Source organism: Luteococcus sediminum (assembly GCF_054783495.1).
This window is the reverse complement of sequence record NZ_BAAGQL010000013.1, coordinates 1-25,750: the sequence shown is the minus strand read 5'-3', so window position 1 is coordinate 25,750 and position 25,750 is coordinate 1. Positions and strand designations below refer to the sequence as shown.

Genomic DNA, 25,750 nt, shown 5'->3' with positions numbered 1-25,750 from the left:
GGTTTCACCCATGGCATCAGTGGTGGAGCTGTCGGGCGTCGGGGTCCAGCGCGGGAACAAGCAGTTGCTGGACGACATCAATTGGCAGGTCGAGGAGGACGAGCGCTGGGTGCTGATCGGCCCCAATGGTGCCGGCAAGACCACCCTGCTGCAGATCCTGGCCACCCAGATGCATCCCACCCGCGGCATGGCCGAGATCCTCGGTGAGGTGCTCGGAACCATCGACGTCTTCGAGCTGCGCCCCCGCATCGGCGTCACCTCGGCTGCCGTGGCCGACCGCATCCCGCGCTCAGAGACCGTCCGCGACGTCATCGTCTCGGCCTCCTATGCCGTGGTGGGCCGCTGGCGCGAACACTACGACGAGATGGACCTGGGCCGCGCCGAGGAACTGATGACCCAGATGCGCATCGAGGACCTGGGAGAGCGCACCTTCGGGACCCTCAGCGAGGGTGAGCGCAAGCGCGTGCAGATCGCGCGCTCCCTGATGACCGATCCCGAGCTCCTGCTGCTCGACGAGCCCGCCGCCGGCCTCGACCTGGCCGGCCGCGAGGAGCTGGTGCGCACGCTGGGGGAGCTGGCCCTGGACGCCTACGCCCCGGCCAGCGTGCTGGTCACCCACCACGTCGAGGAGATCCCCCAGGGCATCACCAATGCGTTGCTGCTCAAGGAGGGCCGCATCATCGCCCAGGGTGCGATCGACGACGTCATCACCGATGCGTCGATGAGCGAGACCTTCGAGGTACCGCTGCACCTGGAGCGCAGCCGCGAGGGCCGCTGGTCGGCCCGGGCCGTGTGGCAGCGCCGGGCACTGGACACCGACAACTGGGAGATACAGCGATGACTCCCCTCGAGAACGAACTCGCCGGCTGGTTCGGCGACAACCTCTGGGCGATCTGGGGAGTCCTGTCCTTGGCCCTGGCCACGGCCGAGATGCTGACCCTCGACCTCACCCTGCTGATGCTCGCCGCCGGTGCCGCCGCAGGGGGACTCACCGCGCTGGTGGCACCCGGACTGTGGTGGCTGCAGGTGATCGTGAGCCTGGCCGTGGCCACGGCGATGCTCGGCCTGCTGCGCCCCACCCTGCTGCGTCGCACCCGCGAGTCCATCGGCTACCGCTCCAGCGTCGACAAGCTGGTCGGCTCCCAGGGTCTGGCGACGGCCGCGATCACCGCCAATGGGGGCGAGGTGAAGGTCAACGGCGAGCTGTGGAGCGCCCGCACGATGGGGCCGGGCGACGCGATTCAGCCCGGTGACCCGATCGAGGTGTACGAAGTGGATGCGACGACCCTGGTCGTCTACCCCGCCGACGGGGGAGCGCAACATCGCGAACTGGAGTTCTGATCCCGTCCCTCCACGACGGGGTGGGCTTCGACGAATGAGGAGGAGCACGTGCCTGACATCGGATTCATCCTGATGATGCTGCTGGTGGCATTCGTGGTGGTTGCGCTCGCGCAGTCGCTGCGGATCATCAAGCAGCAGCAGATCGCCGTGGTGGAACGCCTCGGCAAGTTCAGCCGCACCCTGGAACCCGGACCGCACCTGCTGGTGCCGCTGATCGACCGGGTCCGCTACACGATGGACATGCGTGAGGAGGTGCAGGCCTTCCCGCCGCAGGGCGTGATCACCGAGGAGAACCTCATGGTGAACATCGACTCGGTCATCTACTTCCAGATCGTCGACCCCGTGCGTGCCGCCTACGAGGCGCAGAACTACCGCGGCGCCATCGAGCAGCTCACCATGACCACCCTGCGCAACATCATCGGCGGCATGGACCTGGAGCGGGCCCTGACCAGCCGCGAGGAGATCAACCAGAAGCTGCGCAGTGTCCTGGACGAGGCCACCGGAAAGTGGGGCATCAAGGTCAACCGCGTCGAGCTGCGCGCCATCGAGCCGCCGGCCACCATTCGTGACGCGATGGAGAAGGGTGCCCGTGCCGAGCGCGACAAGCGCGCCTCGATCCTGCTGGCCGAGGGTCAGCGCCAGTCGCAGATCCTGTCGGCCGGCGGTGAGCGGGAGTCGGCGATCCTGCGCGCCCAGGGGGATCGGGAGTCCGCGATCCTGCGCGCCCAGGCCGACCGCCAGGCCCAGATGCTGCGCGCCGAGGGCGAGGCGCAGGCCATCACCACCGTCTTCAACGCCATCCACGCCGGCGAGCCCGACCAGGGCCTGCTGGCCTACCAGTACATGCAGATGCTGCCGGCGCTGGCCCGTGGGGACTCCAACAAGGTGTGGATCGTGCCGAGCGAGCTGAATGACGCCCTCAAGGGACTGGGTTCGGCCGTCACCGGCACCGACCTCGCCGAGAAGCTGCAGGGCTTTGCCCCCAGCGACAAGTCGAAGTTCACCGCGCCCGAGAAGGTCGACGTGATGGCCGAGATCCGGGCCCAGACCGACCAGGAGCGCGCCCAGAGCGACGACGTGGTCCAGTCGGTGATCCAGGAGGCGGAGAAGCTGTCGATCCCCGTGGCCCGCTCCCGCAAGAGCGAACCGGTCGCGGTGGGGGAGACGCCGGCCCCGGAGCAGCTGGGCGGGGCGAGTGCCGCCGACCAGACTGCGGCCATCGGGCGCGGCGAGGCCCCGGACGGTCAGGAGGGGCTGACGCAGGAGGTGCCCCTCGGTGAACCTGCCCAGCCCGAGGCGGTCCAGCAGGAGGCGGCCGAGCCGCACAATGAGGGCCTGGCCCCCGGTGGTCCGATGTACCAGACGGGCTGGGAGCCGCCGGCCAAGGGCCAGTGATCCTGGACGAGTATCGGTGACGCACGCGAGGGGCGGGGCTGGTGGACGATTCCACCGGTCCCGCCCCTCGTCCTGTGCCGGGGCTTGGACGACCCGCCGAGGCTGCGACCGGGCAGTGGGTCAGTCCCGGTCGTCGGGTGCCGTGGCGGCCCAGCCGGGCGGCGTCGTGGTGGTGAGGCTGGTCGCGGTTGGCCGTTTCCGGGGCACCTCCTGGTCGGCCCCGTTCGGCTGTGGCGGGGCACCCGGGGTGACGGGACGGACCGCCGAGCCCAGCGCCTTCTCGAGTGCCTGGGCAAAGGGTGACTGCCCCGAGGGCCTGGTGTGCTTGCGGATCTCGGCCATGGCCCGAGCCTAGCCAGCGGTCGCGGCCGGGCGGGACGGGGCGTCGGTGGTGCGGGCGTCGGTGGTGCGGGCGTGACGGCTCGCCAGCACGCTGCAGGCCATCAGCTGCAGCTGGTGGAAGACCATCAGGGGGAGCACCAGCAGACCGACATCGCCCTGTGAGGCGAACATCACCGTCGCCATCGGCACACCAGTGGCCAGCGACTTCTTGGTGCCGCAGAACTGGATGGCGATCTGGTCGGCCCGGTCGAAGCGCATCCAGCCGGCCACCGCCCAGGTGAGCCAGAGCATGAAGGCCAGCAGGACCATGCAGATCACCACGAGCCGGACGATGTCCATCGGTTCCACCTTGGTCCACATGTGCTCGCGCATGCCGGCGCTGAAGGCGGAATAGACCACCAGCACGATCGAGGCCTGGTCGACGAGCTTCAGCTTCTTGTGGCGGGCCACGAAGCCGCCCACCCAGGGCCTGGTGAGCTGGCCGACCATGAAGGGAACCAGGAGCTGGAAGACGATGTCCAGCACCGAGCTCGCGTCCAGTTGCAAGCCGCCGGTGGCACCCATCAGCAGCAGCGCCAGCAACGGGGTGAGCACCACGCCGATCAGGTTGGAGAAGGAGGCGCTGACGATCGCCCCGGCCACATTGCCCTTGGCGATCGAGGTGAAGTTGATGCTCGACTGCACGGTGGAGGGCACCAGGCACAACCACAGCATCCCCAGGTAGAGCGGCTCGCTGATGATCTCGGGGACCAGCACCTGCATCGCCACCCCGATGGCAGGGAAGAGCAGGTAGGTGAAGGCGAGGATGGTGGAGTGCAGGCGCCAGTGCTTCAGGCCCGAGAGCGCCTCCTGGGGCGACAGGCGTGCGCCGTAGAGGAAGAAGAGTACCGCGATCATGATCTTGCTGGCCAAGGAGACCACCGGGACGGCCGCCCCGGTGGCCGGCACCAGGGTGGCCAGCACCGCCGTCGCGATGATGGCCATCAGGAACCAGTCGGTCTTGGGCATCGGGAGTCTCATGGTGCAGGCCAGCCTATCCACGTCGTGACCCGACCGGACGGGGATGTGGCGGACAGTCTTCTGGTGTGGCCGCGGGCCTAGACTGCGCCAGTGCTCATGATCGTCGACATCAGCGACCCCGCCGACCCGCGCCTCAACGACTACGTAAGGCTGCGCGACACCTCGCTGCGGCAGTCGATGGAGGCCGCCGAGGGCTTGTTCATCGCCGAGGGAGACAAGGTGATCCGCAGGGCCCTCGAGGCGGGCTACCGGCCGCGCTCCTTCCTGCTGGCACCCCGCTGGGTCGACGAGCTCTGCGACGTGCTGGAGGGCTGTGAGGTGGAGGTCTACCGGGTGGACTTCGCGCTGGCCGAGCAGGTGACCGGTTTCCACGTCCATCGCGGGGCGTTGGCCTCCTTCGAGCGCCAGACCAGACACCGGCTCGACGACCTGCTGGAGGCCCAGCGGCTCGTGGTGGTGGAGGACATCGTCGACCACACCAATGTCGGCGCGATCCTCCGCTCGGCGGCGGGCCTGGGTTGGGACGGCGTGCTGCTCTCGCCGCGTGCGGCCGATCCGCTCTACCGGCGCTCGGTCAAGACGTCGATGGGGGCGGTCTTCAGCCTGCCGTGGGCGCGGATGGACTCGTGGTCCGATGACCTGGACCGTCTGCGGGCGGCCGGCTTCACGATCGTCGCCCTGGCACTGAGGGAGGACTCGACGAGCCTCGACGAGTTCGCCGCCAGGATGGTACCGGGTCAGAAGTTGGCGGTGCTGATGGGGACCGAGGGCCAGGGGCTGAGCGAGCACTGGCTGGCGCAGGCCGAGGCGGTGGTGCGCATCCCGATGGGGCATGGTGTCGACTCGCTCAATGTCGCCGCCGCCACGGCCGTGGTCTGTTATGTGCTTCGGGCCTGAACCGCCTGCCCGGCCCCACCCGGCCGGGGCGGAGATCACTGCCACAGGAGACTCGGATAGATGGTGTCATGTACCTGACGATCTAAAGTATCTGAGTACATGATGGAGTCATGGAACATGATCCCCAGATGCTCAAGGGGGTGCTCGCCCCCCCTGCTGCTGCTGCTGCTCGACCGCAGGACCGACTACGGCTATTCCGTCGTCACCCGTCTGCACGAGGCAGGCTTCGACGAGCTGGGGGAGGCGACGGTCTACCCGGCGCTGACCCGACTCGAGAAGGCCGGCCTGTTGTCATCCGAACTGCGCCCCTCGACCTCGGGTCCGGCGCGCAAGTACTACACCACCACCCCGGCGGGACGTGCCGAACACGTGCGTTTGATTGGCGCCTGGCGTCAGCTCGCCACAGCAGTCGAGACCGTCATCCAGGAAGAGAAATGAACCTGCGCAACCAATGGCTGGACACCCGTCATGACTTCTGGCTGGACTACTACGGCGTCCCTGGCAAGGCGAGGCGCCATCTGCGACGAGAGCTGCAGGCCAACCTCGCGGACTCGGCAGCCGACCGGGGTTGGGAGCGCGCCCGCGACGCACTGGGCAGCATCCGGCTGCTGGCCAAGGAGAATGCCGATGCGCTGCGGGATCCCCGCAAGCCCGCCTGGAATTCGGGCGCCACCGCGGCAGCCCTCGCCTTCGTGCTCATCCTGTGGATGGCACTGTTCGGCAGCGTCGCCTTCGGGGATGCGGTCCGGGCCTCCTCGCTCCCGGCGGGGACCGAGATCGAGGCCGGACTCACGATGATGCCGGGGGTGAGGGCCTCGGCCGCGGCTGACAAGGGCTTCATGTTCGCCCTGTGGATCAGCCCGTGGCTGCTCTTCGGTTTGCCTGCCCTGGTCTTCTTGCTGGCCTCGCGGGTGTGGCGGCTGGTCCTGGGAGGACGGGAACTGGCCACGGTGTGAGGGGGGGGGCGCAGGTGGATGCCCGGCTGAACCTGTCGGACGGCCGGGAGATCCCGATGGCCGGGATGTCTGGATGGATGCAGGAGCCGAGCTCAGCGGCGCCGCTTGCTCCCGGTGCCCCCATTGGCCCACTGGTCGTAGCTGAAGTTGCCGGCAGTCGAGACCGCAACTGACATCAGGCCCGCCATCAGGGCAGCGCAGTACTCCCAGCCGCCCTGGCCGACGAGCATGCCGTTGTGGCGGTGGATGAACCAGATGGCCCCGGCCATCTCCAGGGCCAGCAGGGTGCACACCACCCAGGTGTAGGCGCCCAGCACCAGGCAGGCGCCGCCGAGCACCTCGAGGGCCGCCACCAGCGGGGCGACGATCTCGGCCTGGGGAATGCCCCAGGCGGTGAACTGCTGGATCGTGGACTGGATGGTGGGGGCAGTGAACTTGCTCCAGCCGTGCAGCACGAAGACCACCCCGAGGACGGCGCGGCTGACCAGCAGGATCAGTCCGCGCAACGGATTGTCCTGGAAGGGGCTCTGGGTGGGATGCATCAGGCCTCGTCGCGGCGGCCCTTGGGGCTCAGGGGCCAGTCGTCGGGGTAGAGGTGCGCCAGGTCCGCCACCTGCTCGTCGAGCTTGCGACGGGCCCGCTTGCTGAGCCGGTCGCCGAAGACCATGCCGCCCAGGTGATCGGTCTCGTGCTGCAGGCAACGGGCCAGCAGGCCGGTGCCGGTGAGGCTGACCTGGTTGCCGAAGGCGTCCTGGCCCTCGCACAGCGCCTGGTCGGGGCGGGCCAGCGGCTGGTAACCGCCGGGCCAGCTCAGGCAGCCCTCCTCGGTGGCGTCCAGCTTGCGGTCGCGTCCCTCCGGCAGGGTGACCACGGGATTGCAGAAGACGCCCTTGTGGTTGACGAGGTCCTCGTCGGGGCAGTCGTAGATGAACAGGGCCAGGTCGACGCCCACCTGGGTCGCGGCAAGCCCGACGCCCTGGGAGGCCTCCATGGTGGCGAACATGTCGCGGATGAGGGTGTGCAGGTCCTCGTCGAACTCCGTCACCGGGCGGGTGGGGTTGTGCAGGACGGGTTCGCCCCAGCGCGTGATGCGGCGGACGGTGCCTCCGGTGGTGAGGTCGTCGAGTGTGCTGGCCATCGCTGGTGTGCCTTCCCGGGGCTGGGCCCCGCTGTCCTGGCCGCCTCTGGTCGGTGGCCTGTGATTCGTCGACGCCAAACCTACCGCGTCGCCCGCCGGGTCCGAGTCAACCCATCCTGGGGTCAGCACCGGGCCAGTATCGGCAGCAGCACCGGGCCAGTATCGGCAGCAGCACCGGGCCAGTCTCGGCAGCAGCACCGGGCCAGTATCGGCAGCAGCACCGGGCCAGTATCGGCAGCAGCACCGGGCCAGTATCGGCAGCAGCACCGGGCCAGTTGCGGCGGCAGGGGTCAGGCCAGCGGCAGCAGCCGTGCCGGCCGCGTGACGGCCACGGCATCGACCAGTTCGAAACCGTCGGGGGCGCGGCGCAGGCGGCGGACCTCGTCGGAGTCCTGGTTGGCGACCCACAGCTGCCCATCCACTTCGCGCAGGTCGCGCGTCTGGCTGCCGCCCGTGGGGCTGAGGTCCACCAGTTGCAGGTGCTCCCCCTCACGCCAGGCCAGCATCACCAGCTCGTCGGTGCCGCGGTTGGCGAGCACCAGGTCAGCCCCGAACCAGACCAGACCGGAGGGCTGGGACTGTCCGGGGCTGCTGGTGGCCGACAGCTGCTGACCCACCCACCATCCGGTCGACCAGTCCAGTCCCTCGTGACGCACGAGCACGACGCGGCCCGAGAGCTCACCGGCAATCGCCAGGTACAGGTGCCCGTCGAGGGGGACGGCGCTCCCGGTGGCCTCGTCGTGCCACGGCACGGCGTGGCGGGGGCCGGTGCCGGCGGGCAGGTTCACCGAGGTGACCAGGGTGGGGCTCCCTTGGTCGTCGACGCCGACCACGTGCAGCTGGTCGGCGCCCAGGTCGCAGACCGCCACGTGCTCGTCGTCGAGCCACAGCGCCTGGTGGGCGTGGGAGGAGTCCTGACGTTCGGTGTCGGGGCCGGAGCCGTCGAAGGCAAGACGTCCCCGCGCCTCCTCCAGGGCGTCGTCGGTGGGGGTGGCGTGGATGGTCACCTCGCCCGAGCCGTAGTGGGCCACAGCGATCCACGCACCGGCGGGGCTGACCGCCAGGTGGCAGGCGTGTGCCCCGCCGGTGGGGACCTGGCTGAGCACCTGGGCCTCGCCCTGGTCGATGCGCACGAGGCTGAGCAGGGACTCGGCGAGCTCGCTGCAGGCCAGCACCCGTCCGTCGTGCAGCTCCAGCCAGCTGGGGCTGGGCAGGTCGAGCACCGGGGTGGCCGTGAGGCCCTCGCTGTCGGCGTGCACCAGCTGGAGGCCGCCGGTGCCCTCGTCGTCGGTGTAGCACCCGACCAGGACTGTGGTGGGCTGGCTGGTCTGTTCGCGTGGGGTGCTGTGTTCCATGGGGGAAATCTAGACTCGTCCCATGGCTGCCACCACCCCCCGATCGCACGAGCGCGTGGAGCTGTGTGCCCCCTTCGCCTCCGTGCTGGACGAGTTCGTCGCGTGGCTGCGCGACGAACGACGCAACTCCCAACACACTGTGCGTGCCTACCGAGGGGACGTGGAGGCACTGCTGCGCCACGTGCAGGGGAGGGGCATCGAGCGGGTGGATCAGGTGCGGCTGCGGGACCTGCGTGGTTGGTTGGCCTCGTTGCAGGCCGATGGTGCCAGTGCCGCCACCCTGCAGCGTCGCAGCGGATCGGTGCGCGTCTTCTTCGGCTGGGCCCGCAGGGAAGAACTGGTCGAGACAGATCCGTCGGCCACTCTCAGGTCGCCCAAGGTCCCGCGGCGCCTGCCGCCCGATGTGAGCGCCTCCGACCTCGACGTGCTCTTCGCCGCGGTCCAGGCGCGTGTGGCCGAGGAGGGGGGGCCACTCGCCGCCCGAGACCAGGCGATCCTCGAGGTGCTCTACGCCAGTGGGATTCGCGTCCAGGAGCTGTGTGGGCTCGACCTCGACCACCTTGACCTGGGGCGGGGCACCGTTCGGGTGCTCGGCAAGGGCGACAAGGAACGCGTGGTGCCGATCGGCGCCCCGGCCATCACCGCCGTCGAGCAGTGGATGGCCCGACGTCCGGAGCTGGTCCGTGCCCAGGACCCGACCCCCAAGGCGCTCTTCCTGGGGGCACGGGGAGCCCGCATCGACCCGCGGGTGGTGCGCAGGGTGGTGCATGCCGCCCTCAACGCGGTGCCGCAGGCGCCTGACATGGGTCCGCACGGCCTGCGCCACGCCATGGCGACACACCTGCTGGAGGGTGGGGCAGACCTGCGCACCGTGCAGGAGGTGCTCGGCCACACGTCGCTGGCGACCACGCAGATCTACACCCACGTCAGCAACGAGCGGCTGCGCAGCGTCTTCGAGCAATCGCATCCGAGGGCCTGACCGGCGGCCGGGTCGAGGCGCTGGCCGGTCAGGCCATGGTGGGGGCGTGGTCACAGCGCACCTGCCGGGTTCACCAACGCCCCGTCCTGCCAGACCATGAAGTGCAGGTGGCAGCCAGTGGAATAGCCAGTCGTGCCGACGCGGCCGAGCTGCTGGCGCTGCTGCAGGGTCTGGCCCGGCGCCACGTCCAAGGACTGCAGGTGGTTGTAGGAGGTGCGTATCCGTCGACCTTGGATGGTGCCGTGCTCGACCACGACGCGGTTCCCGTAGGCGATGTTGCGTTCGGCCAGCACGACCTTGCCTGCTGCCGAGGCCAGCACCGGGCTGCCGCACGCGGCACCGAAGTCCATGCCGTCATGCAGTTTCCACACGTGGAGCACCGGATGGAAGCGTTGTCCGAAGGCGGAGGTGACCGGCCCCGACGACGGCCGCACCAGCCCTGAGGACGAAGCGGGCAGGGCTCCGAGCAGGAGGTCGGGGAGGCCACCGCCCCGCGGGGCGGGCGGCCGGGGAGGCCGGAAGCCTCGCGGTAGGAGGCGCACCACCGCGTCGTCGGTAGGTCGGGTCGGGTCCAGGTAGGTCTGCTGGTGCTTGAGGCCCCAGTGCAGGCAGGCCGAGACGCAGTGTGTTCCGACGGTCACCGTGCCCACGACCATTCCCGTGGTGACCAGTTGCCCCACCTGGACCGCGGTACGCACCGGCTCCAGCGTCGTGTGGAAGCCGCCGCCCAGGTCAATGGTCATCACTTCGCGGCCCGCGACGGGGCCGGCGAAGATGACGGTGCCGTCGCCGGGGGAGCGCACCGGCATCCCGACCTCGACCGGCAGGTCCACGCCCCTGTGCCCGCGCCCCCACTTCTCCCGTGGTGCGTCGAAGGGGCGGGCCGGGGCACCTTCGACGGGCGGGGTGAGTCTTGGTGGGGCAGGCAGGGGTGGGGCAGGCAGGGGTGGGGCAGGCAGGGGTGGGGCAGGCTGGGCAGGTGCGGGTCTGGGAGCGCTGCTCCCGGTGGGAACCGGGCGCGGCGGTGCCTGCGGAGGGGGTGCGGGCCGGGGCGGGGCCGGTCTGGTCCTGACTGGCGGTGGTGGTGCGGCCAGGGCAGTGGTGGACAGGCCGATGGGGGAGCCGAGCGAGACCCCGGCGGCGAGCAGGGTCAGGGCCCAGCAGGCGACCAGGGCGCGCCAGGAGCGCAGGCAGAAGGTCCTCATGGTTGCAGTGTGTGGGCGGCCACCGCCCCGGCGTCACGGTGCGGAGGGGCTGTGGATGGATCCTCGGTGCCAGCCAAGCTGTGGACAAGCCCGTGGTGGATCGTGACCGTTTGGCGACCACCCCGCGCGGGGCGTAGGATGCCGATGCGGTCCGGACCGATCCGGACTGACTTCGCATGCGTCGATCCCGAACAGTCGGGCTCAGGCCACCATCGGTTCCGCGTCCCGCGCGGCAGGTGGCGGAGGGCGCATCAGGTGGCACCGAACCGCTCGGTGCCGATGGAAACCGTGCGGGTGCAGTGCGCCCGCGAGAAGGAAAGGACCGGCCATGGCCGTCGTCACCACCCGCCAGCTGCTCGAGAGCGGCGTCCACTTCGGACACCAGACCCGTCGTTGGAACCCCAAGATGAAGCGCTTCATCTTCACCGAGCGCAATGGCATCTACATCATCGACCTGCAGCAGTCGCTGACCTACATCGACAAGGCCTACGCCTTCGTCAGCCAGACCGTCGCCCGCGGCGGCCAGATCCTGTTCGTCGGCACCAAGAAGCAGGCGCAGGAGACCATCGCCGAGCAGGCCACCCGTGTCGGCATGCCCTACGTGAACCAGCGTTGGCTGGGCGGCATGCTCACCAACTACCAGACGGTCATCAAGCGCGTGCACCGCCTCAAGGAGCTCGAGGTCATGGACTTCGAGGACGTGGCCGCCTCCGGTCTCACCAAGAAGGAACTCCTGGGCCTCAAGCGCGAGAAGGACAAGCTGGAGAAGACCCTCGGCGGCATCCGCGAGATGGCCCGCGCTCCGCAGGCCGTCTGGGTTGTCGACACCAAGAAGGAGCACCTGGCCATCGACGAGGCGCGCAAGCTGCACATCCCCGTCGTCGCCATCCTCGACACCAACTGCGATCCCGACGAGGTCGACTTCCCGATCCCGGGCAATGACGACGCCATTCGTTCGGTCTCGCTGCTGACCCGCATCATCGCCGACGCCGCCGCCGATGGCCTCATGAAGCGCTCCGGTGGCAACGCCGGTGGCGAGGCCCCCGCCGAGCCGATGGCCGACTGGGAGAAGGAGCTGCTGGCCGGCCACGAGGGCGACAAGCCCGCCGCCGAGCAGGCCGTCACCGAGGCCTCCGCCGAGCAGCCCGCCGCCGAGGCCTCCACCGAGCAGCCCGCCGCCGAGGCCACCCCGGCCCCGGCCGAGGAGACCACCGAGGTGACTGCCGAGCAGGCCGCCACCGAGGCTCCCGCCGAGAACAACTGATCCGTCCTCCAACCCTTCCAAGAACGGAAAGACACATGGCAATCACTGCTGCTGAGGTCAAGAAGCTGCGCGACGTCACCGGCGCCGGCATGATGGACGCCAAGAAGGCCCTGACCGAGGCCGACGGCGACTTCGAGCGCGCGATCGAGATCCTGCGCGTCACCGGCCAGGCCAAGATGGCCAAGCGCTCCGACCGCGAGGCCAGCAATGGCATCGTGGCGAGCTCCGGCAAGAGCATCATCCAGCTCGGCTCCGAGACCGACTTCGTCGCCAAGAACGGTGAGTTCATCGCCCTGGCCGACAAGATCGTCACCGCCGTGGCCGCCGAGGGCGCCAATGGCGTCGAGGCCGCCAATGCCGTCAAGCTCGACGAGGGCACCGTCAAGGAGGCCGTCGAGGCCCTGGCCACCAAGATCGGTGAGAAGCTCGAGCTCAAGGATGCCATCAGCTACGAGGGCGAGACCCACACCTACCTGCACCGTCGCTCGCAGGACCTGCCTCCGCAGGTCGGCGTGCTGGTCGAGTACACCGGTGACGACGCCCAGCTGGTTCACTCCGTGGCGCTGCAGATCGCCTCGATGATGCCGCAGTACGTCTCCCGCGAGGACGTTCCCGCCGATGTGCTGGAGAAGGAGAAGCGCATCGCCGAGGAGACCGCTCGCGAGGAGGGCAAGCCGGAGAACATCCTGTCCCGCATCGTCGAGGGTCGCCTCAACGGCTTCTACAAGGATGTCTGCCTGGTCGAGCAGCCTGCCGTCTCGGACGACAAGAAGACCGTCGGCCAGCTGCTGGACGCCGCCGGGGTGAAGATCACCCGCTTCGTGCGCCTGTCCGCCGGCGCCTGATCGTCGCCCCCCAACTGGAGGCAGGCGCTGCCGGCCTCCAGTCGCGGGACGGCCCAGTGGGGAGGGGCTCTTCGGAGCCCCTCCCCATCGTCGCGTCCGGGCAGCGGGGGCTCGCCCTCGTCGGCCCACGGCGCCAAAGTTCAGTAGAGTGGCGAGCAACCACGTCATGACGTGGCCCATGCCGCAGGCCCGTGAGGGTCGGTCGTCGGTTCGACGTGCAGGCGGTCGGCATGACCCTGGAGGAGGAAATGTGAGCAAGCCCTACAAGCGAGTGCTGCTGAAGCTGTCAGGCGAGGTCTTTGGTGGCGGCAAGATCGGGGTCGATCCGGCCGTCGTGAGCAATATTGCGGCGCAGGTGGCAGATGTCGCCAACAGTGGCATCCAGGTGGCCATCGTCGTGGGCGGCGGAAACTTCTTCCGCGGCGCTGAACTGTCCCAGAGCGGCATGGAGCGCGAGCGTGCCGACTACATGGGCATGCTCGGCACCGTGATGAATGCCATTGCCCTGCAGGACTTCTGCGAGAAGGCCGGCGTCCCCACCCGCGTGCAGAGCGCCATCACCATGACCCAGGTCGCCGAGCCCTACATCCCCCGTCGCGCCTCGCGGCACCTGGAGAAGGGCCGTGTGGTCATCTTCGGCGCCGGCGCCGGAATGCCCTACTTCTCCACCGACACGGTCTCGGCCCAGCGGGCCCTCGAGATCGGCTGCGAAGCCCTCCTGATGGGCAAGCAGGGGGTCGACGGGGTCTTCGACTCCGACCCGCGCACCAATCCCGACGCGCGCATGTTCGACAATCTCAGCTACGACGACTACCTCGCCAAGGACCTGAAGGTCGCCGATGCCGCCGCCATCTCCCTGGCCCGCGACAACGACCTGAAGATGGTCTTCTTCAACCTGACCGTCGACGGCAACATCGCCAAGGCGGCCAACGGCGAGAAGCTCGGCACCACCATCCATCGCTGAGCCCACCGGCCCGGCACAGACCCAGCAACGACCGAAGGAATCATCGTGATCACCGACATCATCAAGGACGCCGAGAAGAAGATGGGCGCCGCCGTGGACTTCTCCCGCGAGGACTTCGCCGGCATCCGCACCGGTCGGGCCAACCCGGCCATGTTCAACCGCCTCCTGGTGGACTACTACGGCGCCCCCACCCCGCTGCAGCAGCTGGCGACCTTCCAGTCGCCCGAGGCGCGCACCATCCTGGTGACGCCCTTCGACCGTTCCGCGGTCAACGCGATCGAGAAGGCGATCCGCGACTCCGACCTGGGCGTGAACCCGTCCAATGACGGAAACATGATCCGCTGCATCCTGCCGGCCCTGACCGAGGACCGCCGCAAGGAGTACGTGAAGATGGCCAAGCACAAGGCCGAGGAGGGTCGCGTCGCGATCCGCAACGTTCGCCGCAGCGCCAATGACGCGATCAAGCGCCTGGAGAAGGACAAGGAGATCGGCGAGGACGAGGCAAGTCGCGCCGAGAAGCAGCTGGACGCCACCACCAAGAAGTACGTCGAGCAGATCGACGAGCTGCTCAAGAGCAAGGAGGCCGAGCTGCTCGAGGTCTGAGCAGCTTGCATCCGATGAGCCAGGAGAAGATCTCGCCGAGCAACGTCACGCCCCCACCCAAGACCTCGCGGGCCGGCAGGAACCTGCCGGCCGCGATCGCGGTCGGCGTGGCTTTGTTCGGTTCGGTCGTGGTCACGCTGGCGTGGTGGAACTGGGGCTTCGTGCTGTTCGTGGCGGTGGCCTTGAGTCTGGGCGTCGTCGAACTGCACCGGGCGATGGCGCGCATCGGCGCGCGATCGGAGGTGGCGCCCCTTGTGGTGGGAACATTCGCCAGCGTCATCGGGGCCTACCACGCCGGACAGTCCAGCACGACCAACCTGCCGGCGAACAGCCTGATCATCGGTCTGCTCGCGTTGACCTCGCTGGGCTGTCTGGTGATGCGTCTGTCTCGCGGGGCCGAGGGCTTCGTTCGTGACGCCTCGGCCAGCCTGTTCACCCTGGCCTATGTGCCGCTGATGGGGTCGACGGTCTCGCTGATGCTGGCCGACGACAACGGCCGGGCCAGGATCATCACCTTCCTGCTGTGCGTGATCGCCTCCGACACCGGCGGCTACATCGCAGGGGTGCTCTTCGGGAAGCATCCGATGGCCCCGAAGGTGAGCCCGAAGAAGACCTGGGAGGGCTTCGTCGGGTCGGTGACGGCAGGCATGCTGCTGGGTGCGGCCTGCAGCCACTGGCTGTTGCACGCCTCCTGGCTGGTGGGAATGCTGCTGGGTGTGCTGCTGGTGGCCTTCGGCACCGCAGGTGACCTGGTGGAGTCGATGGTGAAGAGGGACGTGGGCATCAAGGACATGAGTTCCTTCCTGCCCGGACATGGAGGCGTGATGGACAGGCTCGACTCGCTGCTGGTGGCAGCCCCCGTGGCGTGGTTCGCCATGTTCATGATGGTGCCGGCCGCATGAGCGCCCCCGACGGCCGCAACCACGCGGCACCGCGCCCGCAGGCCGAGCTGACCCTGCCCGCAGAGCCGCTGGCTGAGGGCAAGGCCCTGCCGCTGGTCTTCAAGGCCCCGCGGCGGGGCAAGCCTGCCCCTCACTGGATCGACCTGTCCGTCGACGAGCGGGTGGCAGCGGTCAAGGAGATGGGGCTGCCCGCCTTCCGGGCCAAGCAGATCTCCAAGCACTACTTCGAGCGCTTCGAAACCGATCCGACCACCTGGACCGACCTTCCGGCCGCAGCCCGTGAGCAGGTGGCCGACAAGTTCTTCCCCGAACTCATCAGCCCGGTCAACGAACAGCGCTGTGACGGGGACACCACCGTCAAGACCCTGTGGCGGCTGCACGACGGCGCCCTGGTGGAGTCGGTGCTGATGCGCTACGGCGTGCGTCGCGACGACCCCACGGGCGAGCGCAGCCATGTGCGCAACACGCTGTGCATCTCCTCGCAGGCCGGCTGCGGCATGGCCTGCCCCTTCTGCGCGACGGGCCAGGGCGGCCTGCAGCGCAACATGTCGGCCGGCGAGATCGTCGCCCAAGTGATGCACGCCGAGCAGGTGCTGGCCGCAGGCGACCTGCCCGGTGGCGTCGGCCAGGTGAACAACATCGTCTTCATGGGCATGGGTGAGCCGCTGGCCAACTACAAGGCCGTGATGTCGGCCGTCCACGCCATCAGCGACCCGGCCCCGGACGGGCTGGGGATGAGCCGGCGGGGCATCACGGTCTCCACCGTGGGCCTGGTGCCGAAGATCCACCAGCTCACCGCGGAGGGGCTGCCGATCACGCTGGCAATCAGCCTGCACGCTCCCGACGACGAGCTGCGCGACGAACTGGTGCCGATCAACACCCGCTACAAGGTCGACGAGGTGCTGGATGCCGCCTTCGCCCATGCCGAGACCACGCGTCGCCGGGTGAGCATCGAGTACATCCTGATCAAGGACATCAACGACCAGGTGGAGCGTGCGCGGCTGCTGGCCAAGCGGATCAAGGAGCGCGGTGACTGGGGCTGGGCACACGTCAACCTGATCCCGCTGAACCCGACCCCGGGATCGAAGTGGACGGCCTCGCGCAAGAGCGACGAGCAGGCCTTCGTCAAGACGCTGGAGAACTGGCAGATCCCGGTCACGGTGCGCGACACGCGCGGCCAGGAGATCGACGGCGCCTGCGGCCAGCTGGCAGCCCAGGGCGCAGAGGACCCGGAGGCCTGACCCGTTGTCGTCCCCGCCGTGGAGGAGGGACGGTAGGGCAGGCGGGGCTCCGCTGCCGCGAAGGTCACATCGTGACCATTTCGATGTCGAGGAATGGGAATCTGTAGCCTTTTCCACGTCGCTGCTCGTGCAGCGGCCATCCATGGGACGGCTTGTGGGCACTTGCGCCAGGTCGTGATTTCCGTGGTGGAGATCGGACGGTGTGCGTCTGCGCACCAGAGGAAGGAGCCCCAGATGGCTGATCTCGACCAGGTCTACGAGACCGTCGTGAAGCGCAACCCCGGCGAGGTGGAATTCCACCAGGCCGTGAAGGAGGTGCTCGACAGCCTGAGCCCCGTGCTCAAGCGCAACCCCCAGTACACTGCAGGAGCCGTGCTCGAGCGGATGTGCGAGCCCGAGCGCCAGATCATCTTCCGGGTCCCGTGGATGGACGACGAGGGCAAGGTGCAGATCAACCGCGGCTTCCGCGTCGAGTACAACTCGGCCCTGGGCCCGTACAAGGGCGGCCTTCGCTTCCACCCCAGCGTCTACCTGGGCATCGTCAAGTTCCTCGGTTTCGAGCAGGTCTTCAAGAACTCCCTGACCGGCATGCCGATCGGCGGCGGCAAGGGTGGTTCGGACTTCGACCCCCGTGGCAAGAGCGACGCCGAGGTCATGCGCTTCTGCCAGTCCTTCATGACCGAGCTGTACCGTCACCTGGGTGAGTACACCGACGTGCCCGCCGGCGACATCGGCGTGGGCGGCCGCGAGATCGGCTACCTGTTCGGCCAGTACCGTCGCATCACCAACCGCTACGAGGCGGGTGTGCTGACCGGCAAGGGCCTCACCTGGGGCGGTTCGCTGGTGCGCACCGAAGCCACGGGCTACGGCACCGTGCTGTTCGCCAACCGGATGATGGAACGCATGAACGGTGGACTCGACGGTCAGCGCGTCACCGTCTCGGGCGGTGGCAATGTGGCGATCTATGCGATCGAGAAGGCCCAGCAGCTCGGTGCCCTGTGTCACTCCTTCAGCGACTCCTCGGGCTATGTCCACGACCCGGCCGGCATCGACCTCGACCTGCTCAAGCAGGTCAAGGAGGTGGAGCGCGGTCGCGCCGCCGACTACGTCGAGCGACGCAAGGGCGCCACGCTGCACACCGAGGGCAGCGTGTGGAACATCCCCACCGATGTCGCCCTGCCCTGCGCCACGCAGAACGAGCTCAGCGAGGACGACGCCAAGGAACTGGTCAAGAATGGCGTGAAGGCCGTGGCCGAGGGCGCCAACATGCCCACCACGCCCGGCGGCATCGAGGTCTTCAAGGCCAACAAGGTCGCCTACGCCCCCGGCAAGGCGGCCAATGCCGGTGGCGTGGCCACCTCGGCGCTGGAGATGCAGCAGAACGCCTCGCGTGACTCCTGGAGCTTCGAGTACACCGAGGAGCGCCTGGCCAGCATCATGGAGAACATCCACGACAACTGCGTCGACACCGCCGAGGAGTACGGCGCCCCCGGCGACTACGTGCTCGGTGCCAACATTGCCGGCTTCGTCAAGGTCGCCGACGCGATGATCGCGATGGGCCTGGTCTGATCCGCACTACGGCATGAACGATGGTGGCCGGCGCCCCGCACGGGGTGCCGGCCACCATCGTCTTCCCCGAAAGGATTCACCTGTCGTAGACCACGCGGTCACCCTGCCACCCGCGCAGGACAAGCAATCCGAGCGTGACGTACCCGGCCGCCTGGGTGACCCACACGAGCGAACCATCGGCAATCCGCGGGGCGAAGCCCAGTGCGAGGTTGGTGAGGTGCAGTCCGGCATGGACGCCGATGGCGCACCACAGCGGGCGCATCCGCAACGCCAAGGCGCCAGCGAGGAAGGCGAAGGCCATCGCCTGCAGGGGATAGGTGATGGCCTCGATGCCGTGCATTCCCCCGTTGGACACGACGTGGAGGGCGCCGAAGACGACGGCTGAGACCACCAGCGCCAGGCGAGGGCGGTCCTGCAGGCAGTTCATCAGCCAGCCACGCCACACCAGTTCCTCGGGGATGCCCTGCAGTGCAATGGCCTGGGCCACCTTGGCGAGCAGCACCAGGGCGAGCACGGAGCCGGTCATGCCGGCGCACTCGGACGCGGTGGAGAAGGTCTCGATCGGCAGGCCAGGGATGCAGGCCAGCGCCTGGGCGCCCAGACCCACGGCCGCGGCCGCAGCCCACCCCAGACCGAAGAGCCGCCAGCTGTCCCGGCTGACTCGCCAGCCGACCTCTCCCAGACGCCTCCCCAGCACCCATCGGCTGGCGAGTGCGACCAGTACGAGGGACGTGGCGAGTGTCACGAGGCAGGCCAGGATGTTGACGACACGGTCCTGGCCCGGTGTCGGATCGGGTTGCATGGCCTTGGCAGCGAACTCCAGCGGGACCAGACCGATGTAGTTGGCGAACATCAGGACGACGGCGATCAGGGTGCAGGCCCAGAAGGTGAGCCGGGCGCGAATGCGGTGCTGGTTCGTGGTCATGGCACCAGTCAACTCTTGGCCAGGTGGGGAAACAGGTTCCCAGGGTTGCCACTTCGTCGCACAGAACCATGACCGTGGTCACGGGTCTGTCATGCCCGCCCCGCCCTAGGCTGAGGGGGTGACGTCGCGTCAGGTCGGTCTCCTGGTGTGCCTGCTGGCTGGGCTGCAGGCGATGGTTGCCCTGCTCTCCTGGTCACACAGCCCGGCGGTGCTGATGGTGGTCGCCCTGCTGGGAAGCGCGCTGGTGATTCTGGGCTGGTTCGCCTGGCGGACGGGCCATGGGCGTGGGTGGGTGGTGGTCCTCTTCCTGGCCAGCTTCGCGAGCACGGGACTGGACGGGGGTGGCTCGACCGTCCTGATCCTGATCCTCGGCGTGGGACTGCTGGGTGACACCCTCGGCACGGCCTGGGGCCTGCTGGGGCTGGCCGTGATGGTCTGCCTGATCGAGCTGACGACCTATGCCTCGGGCAACCTCGGCGGGTGGGGCGTGGCCGGGGTCCAGCTGCTCGCCGTCACCTTGATGCTGTCGCTGGGCGTGCTGCTGGGGCAGCTCCTGCGTGAACTGGACCAGGAACGTCGGCGCAATGCCGAACTGCTCGACGAGGTGCGTCGGGCTGCCGTCACGGAACAGGAACTGATGCTCGTCGACGAGCGGTCGCGTTCGGCCCGCGAGCTGCACGACGGGCTGGGCCACCAGCTCACCCTGGTGGTGCTCAGCCTGGAGTTCGCGGAACGGATGCGGGACAAGGACCCCGGGCGGGCCTTCGCCGAAGTGCAGACCGCACGCGAGACCGCCGCCGAGGCCCTGGCCCACATGCGGCGCTGGGTGCGGGCACTCAACCTTCCACGGGAGGAGTTGGTCACGGGCAATGCCGCCTTCGAGGCGATCGCCCGCTCCTTCCGCGGTACCGGACTCGACGTGCGCCTGCCCCATCGCGGCCGGGAGCGAGAACTCGACCGCGCCAGCTCACTGTCCGCGTTGCGCCTGGTGCAGGAGGGGCTCACCAATGTGGTGAGGCACTCATCGGCCACTCACGTTGACCTGCTCGTCGACTGGCAGCCTGAGGCCCTGCGCCTGGTGCTGGCCGACGACGGGGGAGCGGTGGCAGACCTGGCCCCCGGTTTCGGGCTGCGGTCGCTGGCCGAGCGCGCCCCGACGCTCGGCGGCAGCTTCGAGGCGCGCGGCACGCAGCAGGGCGTCGAGATCAGCGGAACCATTCCCACCCAGGAGGAGAAGTGACCAGGATCCTGTTCGTCGGCGACCAGCAACTGCTGCGGCGAGGACTTCGCCTGCTGTTGGAGACCGAGGACGGCCTGGAGGTCGTCGCCGAGGCAGCCGACGGCCACGAGGCGCTGGCGGTGCTGCGCGGCACCGAGGTGGACGTGGTGCTCACTGACGCCCGGATGCCCGGGATGGACGGCCTCGAGCTGGTCCGGCAGCTCGCTGCCCGGCATCCCGGCCTGCCCGCGGTGGTGCTGACCACCTTCGATGACGAGCACATCGTCACCGGTGCCATGGCCGCTGGGGCGGCGGGCTTCCTGCTCAAGGACGTCTCCACCACACGGCTCGCGGAGGCCATTGCCGAGGTGGCCTCTGGCGGCTTGGTGATCGACCCCCGGGTGGCCCGTCTGGCGCTGGGGCGCGGAGCGGAGCGCACCGACCCGCTGGCGGTGTTGACCCGCACGGAACGGCTGCTGGCCGAGCACGTCGCGCGGGGTGCGACCAATGGCGAGATCGCGGCGGCCATGCACCTGCCGGAGGGGACGGTGAAGAATCAGTCTCGGCGCTGCTGCGCAAGCTGGAGCAGCGCGACCGCACCGGTCTGGCGTTGACGCTCTACCGGTTGCTGCACGGCTGAGCTCAGCCGAGCAGCACCTCGGCGGCCTCCTCCACCCGGTCGACCAGGTGGATCCGGGTGCCCATCTGGCGGTCCCGGCCGAGTGCCTGCAGCAGTGGCCAGGCGGGCAGCCGCTCGGTCCACTGCTCCCGCCCCACCAGCACCATCGGCGTCGTGGTGCCGCCCTCGGGGGTGTAGTAGTTGCCGGTGGCGGTCTGGAAGATCTCCTGCACCGTGCCGGCCGCGCCGCTGAGGTAGACGATGCCGCCCCGGCAGCGCTGCAGCAGCGTGTCCTCGCGGATGGCATTGCTGAAGAACTTGGCCGCGACGGTGGCGAAGCCGTTGGGCGGTTCGTGACCGTAGAACCAGGTGGGGATGCCCACGGAGACGCCGGAGGGCTGCCACTGGCTCCGCACCTCGACCATGGCGCGCGCCCAGGCGGTGATGTCTTCGTGGAAGTCCGCGGCCTCGGCCAGCACCGCGATGGCGTCGTCGAGGGCCTCGGGCTGCCCGGCCAGGTAGGCGCCAAGGTTGGCCGCCTCCATCGCGCCCGGGCCGCCACCGGTCATCACCAGCCGGCCGGCCCGGGTCAGCTCTCCGGACAGCCGTGCCGCGGCCCGGTAGGTGTCGGTGCCGCGCGAGGCGGCGTGACCACCCATGATGCCGATCGAGTCCTCGGGCGGACGTCCCTGGCACCAGTCGTCGAGGGCCTCGTCCATCGAGTGGTCGTGCAGGGTGGTGGACAAGGTGGCACCCAGGTTGGGACGGGCCCCCTGTGCCTGGTGCCAGGCATAGATGCGGGCGTCGTGGCTGTCGGCATACTCACCACCGGCGACGACGGTGTCGAAGAGGTCTTCGGCGGTGTAGAGGCGCGGGCGGTAGGGGTTGAAAGGGAGCTCGGGGATGCGCGGGAAGACCAGCGCCCCATGGGCGCGCAGCTCCTGCTCATCCCCGGGCTCCACCAGGCAACCGAGGAAGATCGCCGCTTCGACACCGGCCAGCGCCAGTTCGGCCCCGCGTCCACGGATGTCCACTGACTGCACCACGCAGCCGTGCAGCGTGTTCCCGGCGGCCAGGTGCCGCTCAAGGTCGTCGAGGCGCTCGATCTCCAGGGTCTGTGGCGTCATGGTCCAAGACTATGAGGACTGGCTGGGTAGGTGCCCCATCCCCTGCCACGCCACCAGCTGTGCGTCAGCATCGTCAGGCGCCAGACGTCAGGGAGTGTCGGCAGCGTCTGCCAGTATTGGCCCATGGCAGCTCGTGACGTGGTGATCCTTGGCAGCACCGGTTCCATCGGGACCCAGGCCCTGGAGGTGATCTCCAGCCGGCGTGACGAGTTCCGCGTGGTCGGCCTGGCTGCCGGCGGCTCCGACGTCGCCCAGTTCGCCGCCCAGATCCTGGACTTCCAGCCGCAGGTCGCGGCGCTGGCGAAGGCGACCGCCGGGCAGGACCTGCAACTGGCGCTCTACGCCGAGGCCAAGAAGCGGGGCTGGAACCAGGGCGAGGTGCAGCTGCCCAGGATCCTGCTCGGCCCGGACGCCGCCACCCAGCTGGCCAAGCATCCGTGCGACGTGGTGCTCAACGGCATCACCGGATCGGCCGGGCTGCTGCCCACGCTGGCCGCCCTCGAGACCGGGAGCACGCTTGCCCTGGCCAACAAGGAATCGCTGGTGATCGGTGGCCGCCTGGTCACCGAGGCCGCCGCACCCGGACAGATGGTGGCCGTCGACTCCGAGCACTCGGCCTTCGCCCAGTGCCTGCAGGCAGGGCGCGCCGACGAGGTGCGACGCCTCATCCTCACGTGTTCCGGCGGACCCTTCCGCGGGCGCTCCCGCCAGGAGCTGGTCGACGTCACCCCCGAGCAGGCGATGGCCCACCCCAGCTGGGACATGGGCCGCGTCATCACCATCAACTCCTCCACCCTGGTCAACAAGGGCCTGGAGCTGCTGGAGGCCGGCTTGCTCTACGGAGTCGACCTGGATGACATCACCGTCGTCATCCACCCCGGCTCGGTGGTGCACTCCATGGTGGAATTCCACGATGGGGCCACCATCGCCCAGCTGAGCCCGCCCGACATGAAGCTGCCGATCGCCCTGGGTCTGGACTGGCCGCGCCGCATCGAGGGCGCCAGCCGTCCCAATGACTGGTCGCAGCCCACCAGTCTGCACTTCGAGCCGCTGGACTCCGAGGCCTTCCCGGCGGTCGAGCTGGCCCGACGCTGCGGCAAGGCGGGCGGCTCGGCGCCGGCGGTCTTCAATGCCGCCAACGAGGTGTGCGTCGACGCCTTCTGCGAGGGACGCATCGGCTTCCTGTCCATCGTCGAAACCATCGCCGCGGTCGTCGACGAGCACCTCGCCACCAGCGCGGGGGAGGGGGCGCACCTGTCCGACGACCAGATGAGCGTCGAGGGCGTGCTCGCCGTGGACGCCTGGGCTCGCCGTCGGGCCGCCGAGATCTGTGCCGGGTGACGGCGGAACAGGCATGACGCTGGTGGTGACGCTGCTGGCCGCGCTGGGCTTCTTCGCCCTGGTGATGGCCTCGATCGCCCTGCACGAGCTCGGCCACCTGGTGCCGGCCAAGCTCTTCGGCGTCAAGGTGACCCAGTACTTCGTCGGCTTCGGCCGCACCCTGTGGCGCACTCGCCGAGGCGAGACCGACTACGGGATCAAGATGCTGCCCCTGGGCGGCTATGTCCGGATGGTCGGCATGTACCCGCCCGGGTGGCCCGGACGCCCCGACTCCCGGCTGAACCGTCTGGCCGACGAGGCCCGAGCCGTCGAATTCGACGAGGTGGGGCCGGGCGACGAGGGGCGACTCTTCCACCAGAGGCCCACCTGGCAGCGCGTGGTGGTGATGGCCAGCGGTCCTCTGATGAACCTGCTGCTGGCCTTCGTGATCCTTGCCGGCGTCAATGCGTTGCACGGCCAGTACCGCCCCCAACTGGTGGCGGCCGCCGTCAGCGAGTGCGCCGTGCCCGCCAGTCGCGCCGCCCAGGGCTGCACCGATGCCGATTCCGTCGCGCCGGCCAAGAAGGCGGGCGTGCAGGTGGGGGACCGGATCGTCTCCTTCAACGGTCAGCGGCCCGAGGACTGGCCGGCGCTTTCGGGGATGATCCGCGCCAACAAGGGACAGGCCGCCCGCCTGGTGGTGGAGCGCGACGGCCGCCTGGTCACCCTGCCCATGGTGCACACGATCGTCACCGCGCTCCCGTCCAGGATGGATCCGGCCCGCACCGAGCAGGCGGGCTTCCTGGGGGTGACCCCGACCACCGAGCTGGTGCAGGTGGGGCTGGGTGGCACGGCACAGGACCTGTGGCGCCAGGCGGAGCGCTCGACCCGCGCCCTGCTGCGTTTTCCCGTCAGCGTCTGGAATGTGGCGACGGACCTGGTGACCGGTCGTGACCGCGAGGCCAATGGCCCGGTCTCCATCGTCGGCGCGAGCCGTGCCGCCGGGGAGGTGGTCGGCAACCATGCGCTGGAGCGCAACGACCGGATCGCCTCGTGGTTCATGATGCTGTCCTCGGTGAACCTGTTCGTCTTCCTGCTCAACTGCGTGCCCCTGCCGCCCCTGGACGGCGGCCACATCGCGGCCGCCCTGGTGGAGACCGTGCGACGTCTGGTCGCCCGCGCCCTGGGACGTCCGGATCCGGGCCCGGTGGACACCGCGCGCCTGCTCCCGGTGGCCTACCTGGTGGGAGGCTTCCTTGCGCTGGCCGGCGCGGTTCTGGTGGTCGCCGACGTCATCAGCCCGGTCCAGATCTTCTGAGCCAGGCTTGCCTGCCGCCGGGGTCGAGGAAGTTCGCGCGCCTCCATTCGATGTCCTCGTCGGGCCGCCTGTGCCGGGCGCGGTCCAGGACCCCGCGTCAGTATCCAGTCCGACGACATCGCATCCTTGGGCACTCAGCCGCGCCGAGAGGAATCCGTCACCGCATCCCACGTCGAGGACACGGTCGCCTCTGCTGGCGAGCCGGGCGAGCAGCTGGTCGTGGTGGATGTTGAGATTCCACGGGCGGGCCGGATCTGCCATGCATTCACCCTAGGCGCCATCGGGCAGTGGTCCACCCGCCACGAATGCCCACAAGAGGACGGGTTGGGTTGGCAGGTTGACCACAGCCCCGGACGGCTGCCTCGTGCGGCTCTAGGTGTCACTGGGCACCGGAGGGGGCGGAGCAGCTCCCCGGGGCAGGAGAGCGTGTCTGCCGGGCACATCATGCCAGTTGGCGGGGCGGCGCCTGGGCTCGTGAGCGCGGGCTTCCCTCGGCTTCATTGGGTAGTCTCCTGTCCATGACGACGCCCTTGCCCGCCATCGCCCCCGCGAGCGACGAGCGATCAACCCTGACGTCCTTCCTCGACTTCCAGCGCACTGCGGCGCGCCGCAAGACTGAGGGCCTGGACGACCAGCAGCTGCACACCCGCCTGGCCGGGCATCCGTCGACGATGAGCATCGGCGCGATCATCAAGCACTTGGCCAGCTGCGAGACATGGTGGGCTCGCGGCTGTTTCGCCGGGCAGGACGTCGAGGAGCTGGACGATCTGTGGCGCTCGGGCTGGCAGCAGCCTGAGGGTGACTGGGAGTGGGAAGCCGACGCCGACTCGGGCGAAGACCTGCGGGCGTGGTTCGACAAGGCTATCGCCAACGCGAACAGCACCTACTCGGCCGCGCCGACGCTCGACGAGCTCAGCGTCCGGGCGTGGGGATCGCCCACGCCGGCGCACGTCAACCTGCGTTGGATCCTGGTTCATCTCATCGAGGAGTACGCCCGCCATCTGGGCCACCTCGATCTCCTGCGTGAACAGGTCGACGGCGCCACCGGAGACTGAATTGCGAGGCGGGGTCAGTGAGCTCGTCGCGGCAGATGATCGAGTCTCCGGATGGTTCGATAGAACCGTGACACCCGTCGTTGTGGAGGTTGCCCCGAGCACGTTGGCAGTTCGGCAATTGGTGGCCTGGATCCACGAGGAATCCGTGGTG

27 protein-coding genes are annotated in these 25,750 nt (G+C 69.1%); 19 read left to right on the top strand and 8 right to left on the bottom strand.

The annotated features are described in order from the left end of the window. The first annotated feature begins 10 nt into the window (after positions 1-10). The 3 genes from ACYVKA_RS06900 to ACYVKA_RS06890 all read left to right on the top strand — a co-directional run bounded on the left by ACYVKA_RS06900 (position 11) and on the right by ACYVKA_RS06890 (position 2,736). Positions 11-841 (top strand): ABC transporter ATP-binding protein, encoded by an 831-nt coding sequence (locus tag ACYVKA_RS06900; protein ID WP_460704106.1) that lies wholly within the window; start codon positions 11-13, stop codon positions 839-841. Then, complete coding sequence (locus ACYVKA_RS06895; protein ID WP_460704104.1) at positions 838-1,341, top strand: NfeD family protein; 504 nt, start codon at positions 838-840, stop codon at positions 1,339-1,341. The genes ACYVKA_RS06900 and ACYVKA_RS06895 overlap by 4 nt, the downstream gene beginning before the upstream one ends. A 72-nt stretch (positions 1,342-1,413) precedes the next feature. Next, the gene (locus tag ACYVKA_RS06890) at positions 1,414-2,736 is read left to right on the top strand and encodes an SPFH domain-containing protein (protein WP_460704873.1); all 1,323 of its coding nucleotides are present in this window, start codon (positions 1,414-1,416) and stop codon (positions 2,734-2,736) included. 120 nt (positions 2,737-2,856) lie between these two features. On the opposite strand, the gene ACYVKA_RS06885 is transcribed toward ACYVKA_RS06890, so the two are convergent. Both ACYVKA_RS06885 and ACYVKA_RS06880 read right to left on the bottom strand, forming a co-directional pair. Continuing rightward, entirely contained in the window at positions 2,857-3,078 is a 222-nt protein-coding gene (locus ACYVKA_RS06885) for a hypothetical protein (RefSeq protein ID WP_394275012.1), read from the bottom strand. A gap of 9 nt (positions 3,079-3,087) precedes the next feature. Further along, the gene (locus tag ACYVKA_RS06880; protein WP_460704102.1) at positions 3,088-4,086 is read right to left on the bottom strand and encodes a bile acid:sodium symporter family protein; all 999 of its coding nucleotides are present in this window, start codon (positions 4,084-4,086) and stop codon (positions 3,088-3,090) included. 108 nt (positions 4,087-4,194) lie between these two features. Here ACYVKA_RS06880 and ACYVKA_RS06875 point away from each other — a divergent pair, with 108 nt between their 5' ends. The 3 genes from ACYVKA_RS06875 to ACYVKA_RS06865 all read left to right on the top strand — a co-directional run bounded on the left by ACYVKA_RS06875 (position 4,195) and on the right by ACYVKA_RS06865 (position 5,951). Beyond that, entirely contained in the window at positions 4,195-4,995 is an 801-nt protein-coding gene (locus ACYVKA_RS06875; protein WP_460704871.1) for a TrmH family RNA methyltransferase, read from the top strand. Positions 4,996-5,112: 117 nt separating this feature from the next. Beyond that, positions 5,113-5,433: a PadR family transcriptional regulator gene (locus ACYVKA_RS06870; RefSeq protein WP_460704101.1), complete on the top strand. Its 321-nt coding sequence runs from the start codon at positions 5,113-5,115 to the stop codon at positions 5,431-5,433. Then, a complete protein-coding gene (locus ACYVKA_RS06865) occupies positions 5,430-5,951 on the top strand; it encodes a hypothetical protein (protein ID WP_460704099.1) in 522 nt (173 codons plus the stop codon). Before ACYVKA_RS06870 ends, ACYVKA_RS06865 begins: the two co-directional genes overlap by 4 nt. Positions 5,952-6,043: 92 nt before the next feature. On the opposite strand, the gene ACYVKA_RS06860 is transcribed toward ACYVKA_RS06865, so the two are convergent. The 3 genes from ACYVKA_RS06860 to ACYVKA_RS06850 all read right to left on the bottom strand — a co-directional run bounded on the left by ACYVKA_RS06860 (position 6,044) and on the right by ACYVKA_RS06850 (position 8,444). Next, on the bottom strand, positions 6,044-6,493 hold the full coding sequence (locus ACYVKA_RS06860) for a DoxX family protein (protein WP_460704097.1): 450 nt from the start codon (positions 6,491-6,493) through the stop codon (positions 6,044-6,046). Further along, positions 6,493-7,089: a peptide deformylase gene (gene def, locus ACYVKA_RS06855; protein WP_460704095.1), complete on the bottom strand. Its 597-nt coding sequence runs from the start codon at positions 7,087-7,089 to the stop codon at positions 6,493-6,495. The genes ACYVKA_RS06860 and def overlap by 1 nt, the downstream gene beginning before the upstream one ends. Before the next feature lie 290 nt (positions 7,090-7,379). After that, positions 7,380-8,444: a lactonase family protein gene (locus ACYVKA_RS06850; protein WP_460704093.1), complete on the bottom strand. Its 1,065-nt coding sequence runs from the start codon at positions 8,442-8,444 to the stop codon at positions 7,380-7,382. A gap of 22 nt (positions 8,445-8,466) precedes the next feature. Between ACYVKA_RS06850 and ACYVKA_RS06845 the strand changes: the two genes are divergently transcribed. After that, the gene (locus tag ACYVKA_RS06845) at positions 8,467-9,423 is read left to right on the top strand and encodes a tyrosine recombinase XerC (RefSeq protein ID WP_460704091.1); all 957 of its coding nucleotides are present in this window, start codon (positions 8,467-8,469) and stop codon (positions 9,421-9,423) included. Between the two features lie 50 nt (positions 9,424-9,473). Here ACYVKA_RS06845 and ACYVKA_RS06840 read toward each other — a convergent pair whose 3' ends face one another. Beyond that, positions 9,474-10,256 carry a M23 family metallopeptidase gene (locus tag ACYVKA_RS06840; protein WP_460704089.1) on the bottom strand — a complete coding sequence of 261 codons (783 nt, stop codon included), beginning with the start codon at positions 10,254-10,256 and terminating at the stop codon, positions 9,474-9,476. A 700-nt stretch (positions 10,257-10,956) separates the two neighbouring features. Here ACYVKA_RS06840 and rpsB point away from each other — a divergent pair. The 7 genes from rpsB (at position 10,957) to gdhA (ending at position 18,016) form a co-directional block, all read left to right on the top strand. Then, the gene (gene rpsB / locus ACYVKA_RS06835) at positions 10,957-11,892 is read left to right on the top strand and encodes a 30S ribosomal protein S2 (protein WP_460704087.1); all 936 of its coding nucleotides are present in this window, start codon (positions 10,957-10,959) and stop codon (positions 11,890-11,892) included. A gap of 35 nt (positions 11,893-11,927) precedes the next feature. After that, positions 11,928-12,737, top strand: a complete 810-nt coding sequence (tsf, locus tag ACYVKA_RS06830) for a translation elongation factor Ts (RefSeq protein ID WP_460704085.1) — start codon at positions 11,928-11,930, stop codon at positions 12,735-12,737. A 250-nt stretch (positions 12,738-12,987) separates the two neighbouring features. Further along, positions 12,988-13,701 (top strand): UMP kinase, encoded by a 714-nt coding sequence (pyrH, locus tag ACYVKA_RS06825; RefSeq protein ID WP_460704083.1) that lies wholly within the window; start codon positions 12,988-12,990, stop codon positions 13,699-13,701. A gap of 48 nt (positions 13,702-13,749) precedes the next feature. Next, positions 13,750-14,304: a ribosome recycling factor gene (gene frr, locus ACYVKA_RS06820; protein WP_394277571.1), complete on the top strand. Its 555-nt coding sequence runs from the start codon at positions 13,750-13,752 to the stop codon at positions 14,302-14,304. Between the two features lie 14 nt (positions 14,305-14,318). Next, entirely contained in the window at positions 14,319-15,206 is an 888-nt protein-coding gene (locus ACYVKA_RS06815) for a phosphatidate cytidylyltransferase (protein ID WP_460704081.1), read from the top strand. Further along, positions 15,203-16,447, top strand: a complete 1,245-nt coding sequence (rlmN, locus tag ACYVKA_RS06810) for a dual-specificity RNA methyltransferase RlmN (protein ID WP_460704079.1) — start codon at positions 15,203-15,205, stop codon at positions 16,445-16,447. The genes ACYVKA_RS06815 and rlmN overlap by 4 nt, the downstream gene beginning before the upstream one ends. 234 nt (positions 16,448-16,681) lie before the next feature. Continuing rightward, entirely contained in the window at positions 16,682-18,016 is a 1,335-nt protein-coding gene (gdhA, locus tag ACYVKA_RS06805) for an NADP-specific glutamate dehydrogenase (RefSeq protein ID WP_460704077.1), read from the top strand. A gap of 76 nt (positions 18,017-18,092) precedes the next feature. On the opposite strand, the gene ACYVKA_RS06800 is transcribed toward gdhA, so the two are convergent. Further along, entirely contained in the window at positions 18,093-18,941 is an 849-nt protein-coding gene (locus ACYVKA_RS06800; RefSeq protein WP_460704075.1) for a CPBP family intramembrane glutamic endopeptidase, read from the bottom strand. 118 nt (positions 18,942-19,059) lie between these two features. Between ACYVKA_RS06800 and ACYVKA_RS06795 the strand changes: the two genes are divergently transcribed. Beyond that, positions 19,060-20,181: a sensor histidine kinase gene (locus tag ACYVKA_RS06795; RefSeq protein ID WP_460704073.1), complete on the top strand. Its 1,122-nt coding sequence runs from the start codon at positions 19,060-19,062 to the stop codon at positions 20,179-20,181. Beyond that, positions 20,178-20,774 (top strand): response regulator transcription factor, encoded by a 597-nt coding sequence (locus tag ACYVKA_RS06790; protein ID WP_460704071.1) that lies wholly within the window; start codon positions 20,178-20,180, stop codon positions 20,772-20,774. The genes ACYVKA_RS06795 and ACYVKA_RS06790 overlap by 4 nt, the downstream gene beginning before the upstream one ends. Positions 20,775-20,802: 28 nt before the next feature. Here the strand turns inward: ACYVKA_RS06790 and ACYVKA_RS06785 are convergent, their stop codons facing one another. Continuing rightward, complete coding sequence (locus ACYVKA_RS06785) at positions 20,803-21,906, bottom strand: LOG family protein (protein WP_460704069.1); 1,104 nt, start codon at positions 21,904-21,906, stop codon at positions 20,803-20,805. 123 nt (positions 21,907-22,029) lie between these two features. Here ACYVKA_RS06785 and dxr point away from each other — a divergent pair, with 123 nt between their 5' ends. The 3 genes from dxr to ACYVKA_RS06770 all read left to right on the top strand — a co-directional run bounded on the left by dxr (position 22,030) and on the right by ACYVKA_RS06770 (position 25,599). After that, complete coding sequence (gene dxr / locus ACYVKA_RS06780; protein WP_460704067.1) at positions 22,030-23,247, top strand: 1-deoxy-D-xylulose-5-phosphate reductoisomerase; 1,218 nt, start codon at positions 22,030-22,032, stop codon at positions 23,245-23,247. Positions 23,248-23,260: 13 nt separating this feature from the next. Beyond that, positions 23,261-24,544: a M50 family metallopeptidase gene (locus ACYVKA_RS06775; RefSeq protein ID WP_460704065.1), complete on the top strand. Its 1,284-nt coding sequence runs from the start codon at positions 23,261-23,263 to the stop codon at positions 24,542-24,544. Between the two features lie 518 nt (positions 24,545-25,062). Next, on the top strand, positions 25,063-25,599 hold the full coding sequence (locus ACYVKA_RS06770; protein WP_460704063.1) for a DinB family protein: 537 nt from the start codon (positions 25,063-25,065) through the stop codon (positions 25,597-25,599). Positions 25,600-25,750: the final 151 nt, after the last annotated feature.

What these genes read in the sequence shown, in the direction of transcription:
- ACYVKA_RS06850 (WP_460704093.1), bottom strand. Translation starts at nt 8,444, where the DNA reads ATGGAACACAGCACCCCACGCGAACAGACCAGCCAGCCCACCACAGTC.
- gdhA (WP_460704077.1), top strand. Translation starts at nt 16,682, where the DNA reads ATGGCTGATCTCGACCAGGTCTACGAGACCGTCGTGAAGCGCAACCCC.
- ACYVKA_RS06800 (WP_460704075.1), bottom strand. Translation starts at nt 18,941, where the DNA reads ATGACCACGAACCAGCACCGCATTCGCGCCCGGCTCACCTTCTGGGCC.
- ACYVKA_RS06900 (WP_460704106.1), top strand. Translation starts at nt 11, where the DNA reads ATGGCATCAGTGGTGGAGCTGTCGGGCGTCGGGGTCCAGCGCGGGAAC.
- ACYVKA_RS06815 (WP_460704081.1), top strand. Translation starts at nt 14,319, where the DNA reads ATGAGCCAGGAGAAGATCTCGCCGAGCAACGTCACGCCCCCACCCAAG.
- def (WP_460704095.1), bottom strand. Translation starts at nt 7,089, where the DNA reads ATGGCCAGCACACTCGACGACCTCACCACCGGAGGCACCGTCCGCCGC.
- ACYVKA_RS06865 (WP_460704099.1), top strand. Translation starts at nt 5,430, where the DNA reads ATGAACCTGCGCAACCAATGGCTGGACACCCGTCATGACTTCTGGCTG.
- ACYVKA_RS06785 (WP_460704069.1), bottom strand. Translation starts at nt 21,906, where the DNA reads ATGACGCCACAGACCCTGGAGATCGAGCGCCTCGACGACCTTGAGCGG.
- tsf (WP_460704085.1), top strand. Translation starts at nt 11,928, where the DNA reads ATGGCAATCACTGCTGCTGAGGTCAAGAAGCTGCGCGACGTCACCGGC.
- ACYVKA_RS06885 (WP_394275012.1), bottom strand. Translation starts at nt 3,078, where the DNA reads ATGGCCGAGATCCGCAAGCACACCAGGCCCTCGGGGCAGTCACCCTTT.
- ACYVKA_RS06845 (WP_460704091.1), top strand. Translation starts at nt 8,467, where the DNA reads ATGGCTGCCACCACCCCCCGATCGCACGAGCGCGTGGAGCTGTGTGCC.
- rlmN (WP_460704079.1), top strand. Translation starts at nt 15,203, where the DNA reads ATGAGCGCCCCCGACGGCCGCAACCACGCGGCACCGCGCCCGCAGGCC.
- ACYVKA_RS06875 (WP_460704871.1), top strand. Translation starts at nt 4,195, where the DNA reads ATGATCGTCGACATCAGCGACCCCGCCGACCCGCGCCTCAACGACTAC.
- ACYVKA_RS06870 (WP_460704101.1), top strand. Translation starts at nt 5,113, where the DNA reads ATGATCCCCAGATGCTCAAGGGGGTGCTCGCCCCCCCTGCTGCTGCTG.
- ACYVKA_RS06895 (WP_460704104.1), top strand. Translation starts at nt 838, where the DNA reads ATGACTCCCCTCGAGAACGAACTCGCCGGCTGGTTCGGCGACAACCTC.
- rpsB (WP_460704087.1), top strand. Translation starts at nt 10,957, where the DNA reads ATGGCCGTCGTCACCACCCGCCAGCTGCTCGAGAGCGGCGTCCACTTC.
- dxr (WP_460704067.1), top strand. Translation starts at nt 22,030, where the DNA reads ATGGCAGCTCGTGACGTGGTGATCCTTGGCAGCACCGGTTCCATCGGG.
- ACYVKA_RS06775 (WP_460704065.1), top strand. Translation starts at nt 23,261, where the DNA reads ATGACGCTGGTGGTGACGCTGCTGGCCGCGCTGGGCTTCTTCGCCCTG.
- ACYVKA_RS06880 (WP_460704102.1), bottom strand. Translation starts at nt 4,086, where the DNA reads ATGCCCAAGACCGACTGGTTCCTGATGGCCATCATCGCGACGGCGGTG.
- ACYVKA_RS06890 (WP_460704873.1), top strand. Translation starts at nt 1,414, where the DNA reads ATGATGCTGCTGGTGGCATTCGTGGTGGTTGCGCTCGCGCAGTCGCTG.
- ACYVKA_RS06770 (WP_460704063.1), top strand. Translation starts at nt 25,063, where the DNA reads ATGACGACGCCCTTGCCCGCCATCGCCCCCGCGAGCGACGAGCGATCA.
- ACYVKA_RS06860 (WP_460704097.1), bottom strand. Translation starts at nt 6,493, where the DNA reads ATGCATCCCACCCAGAGCCCCTTCCAGGACAATCCGTTGCGCGGACTG.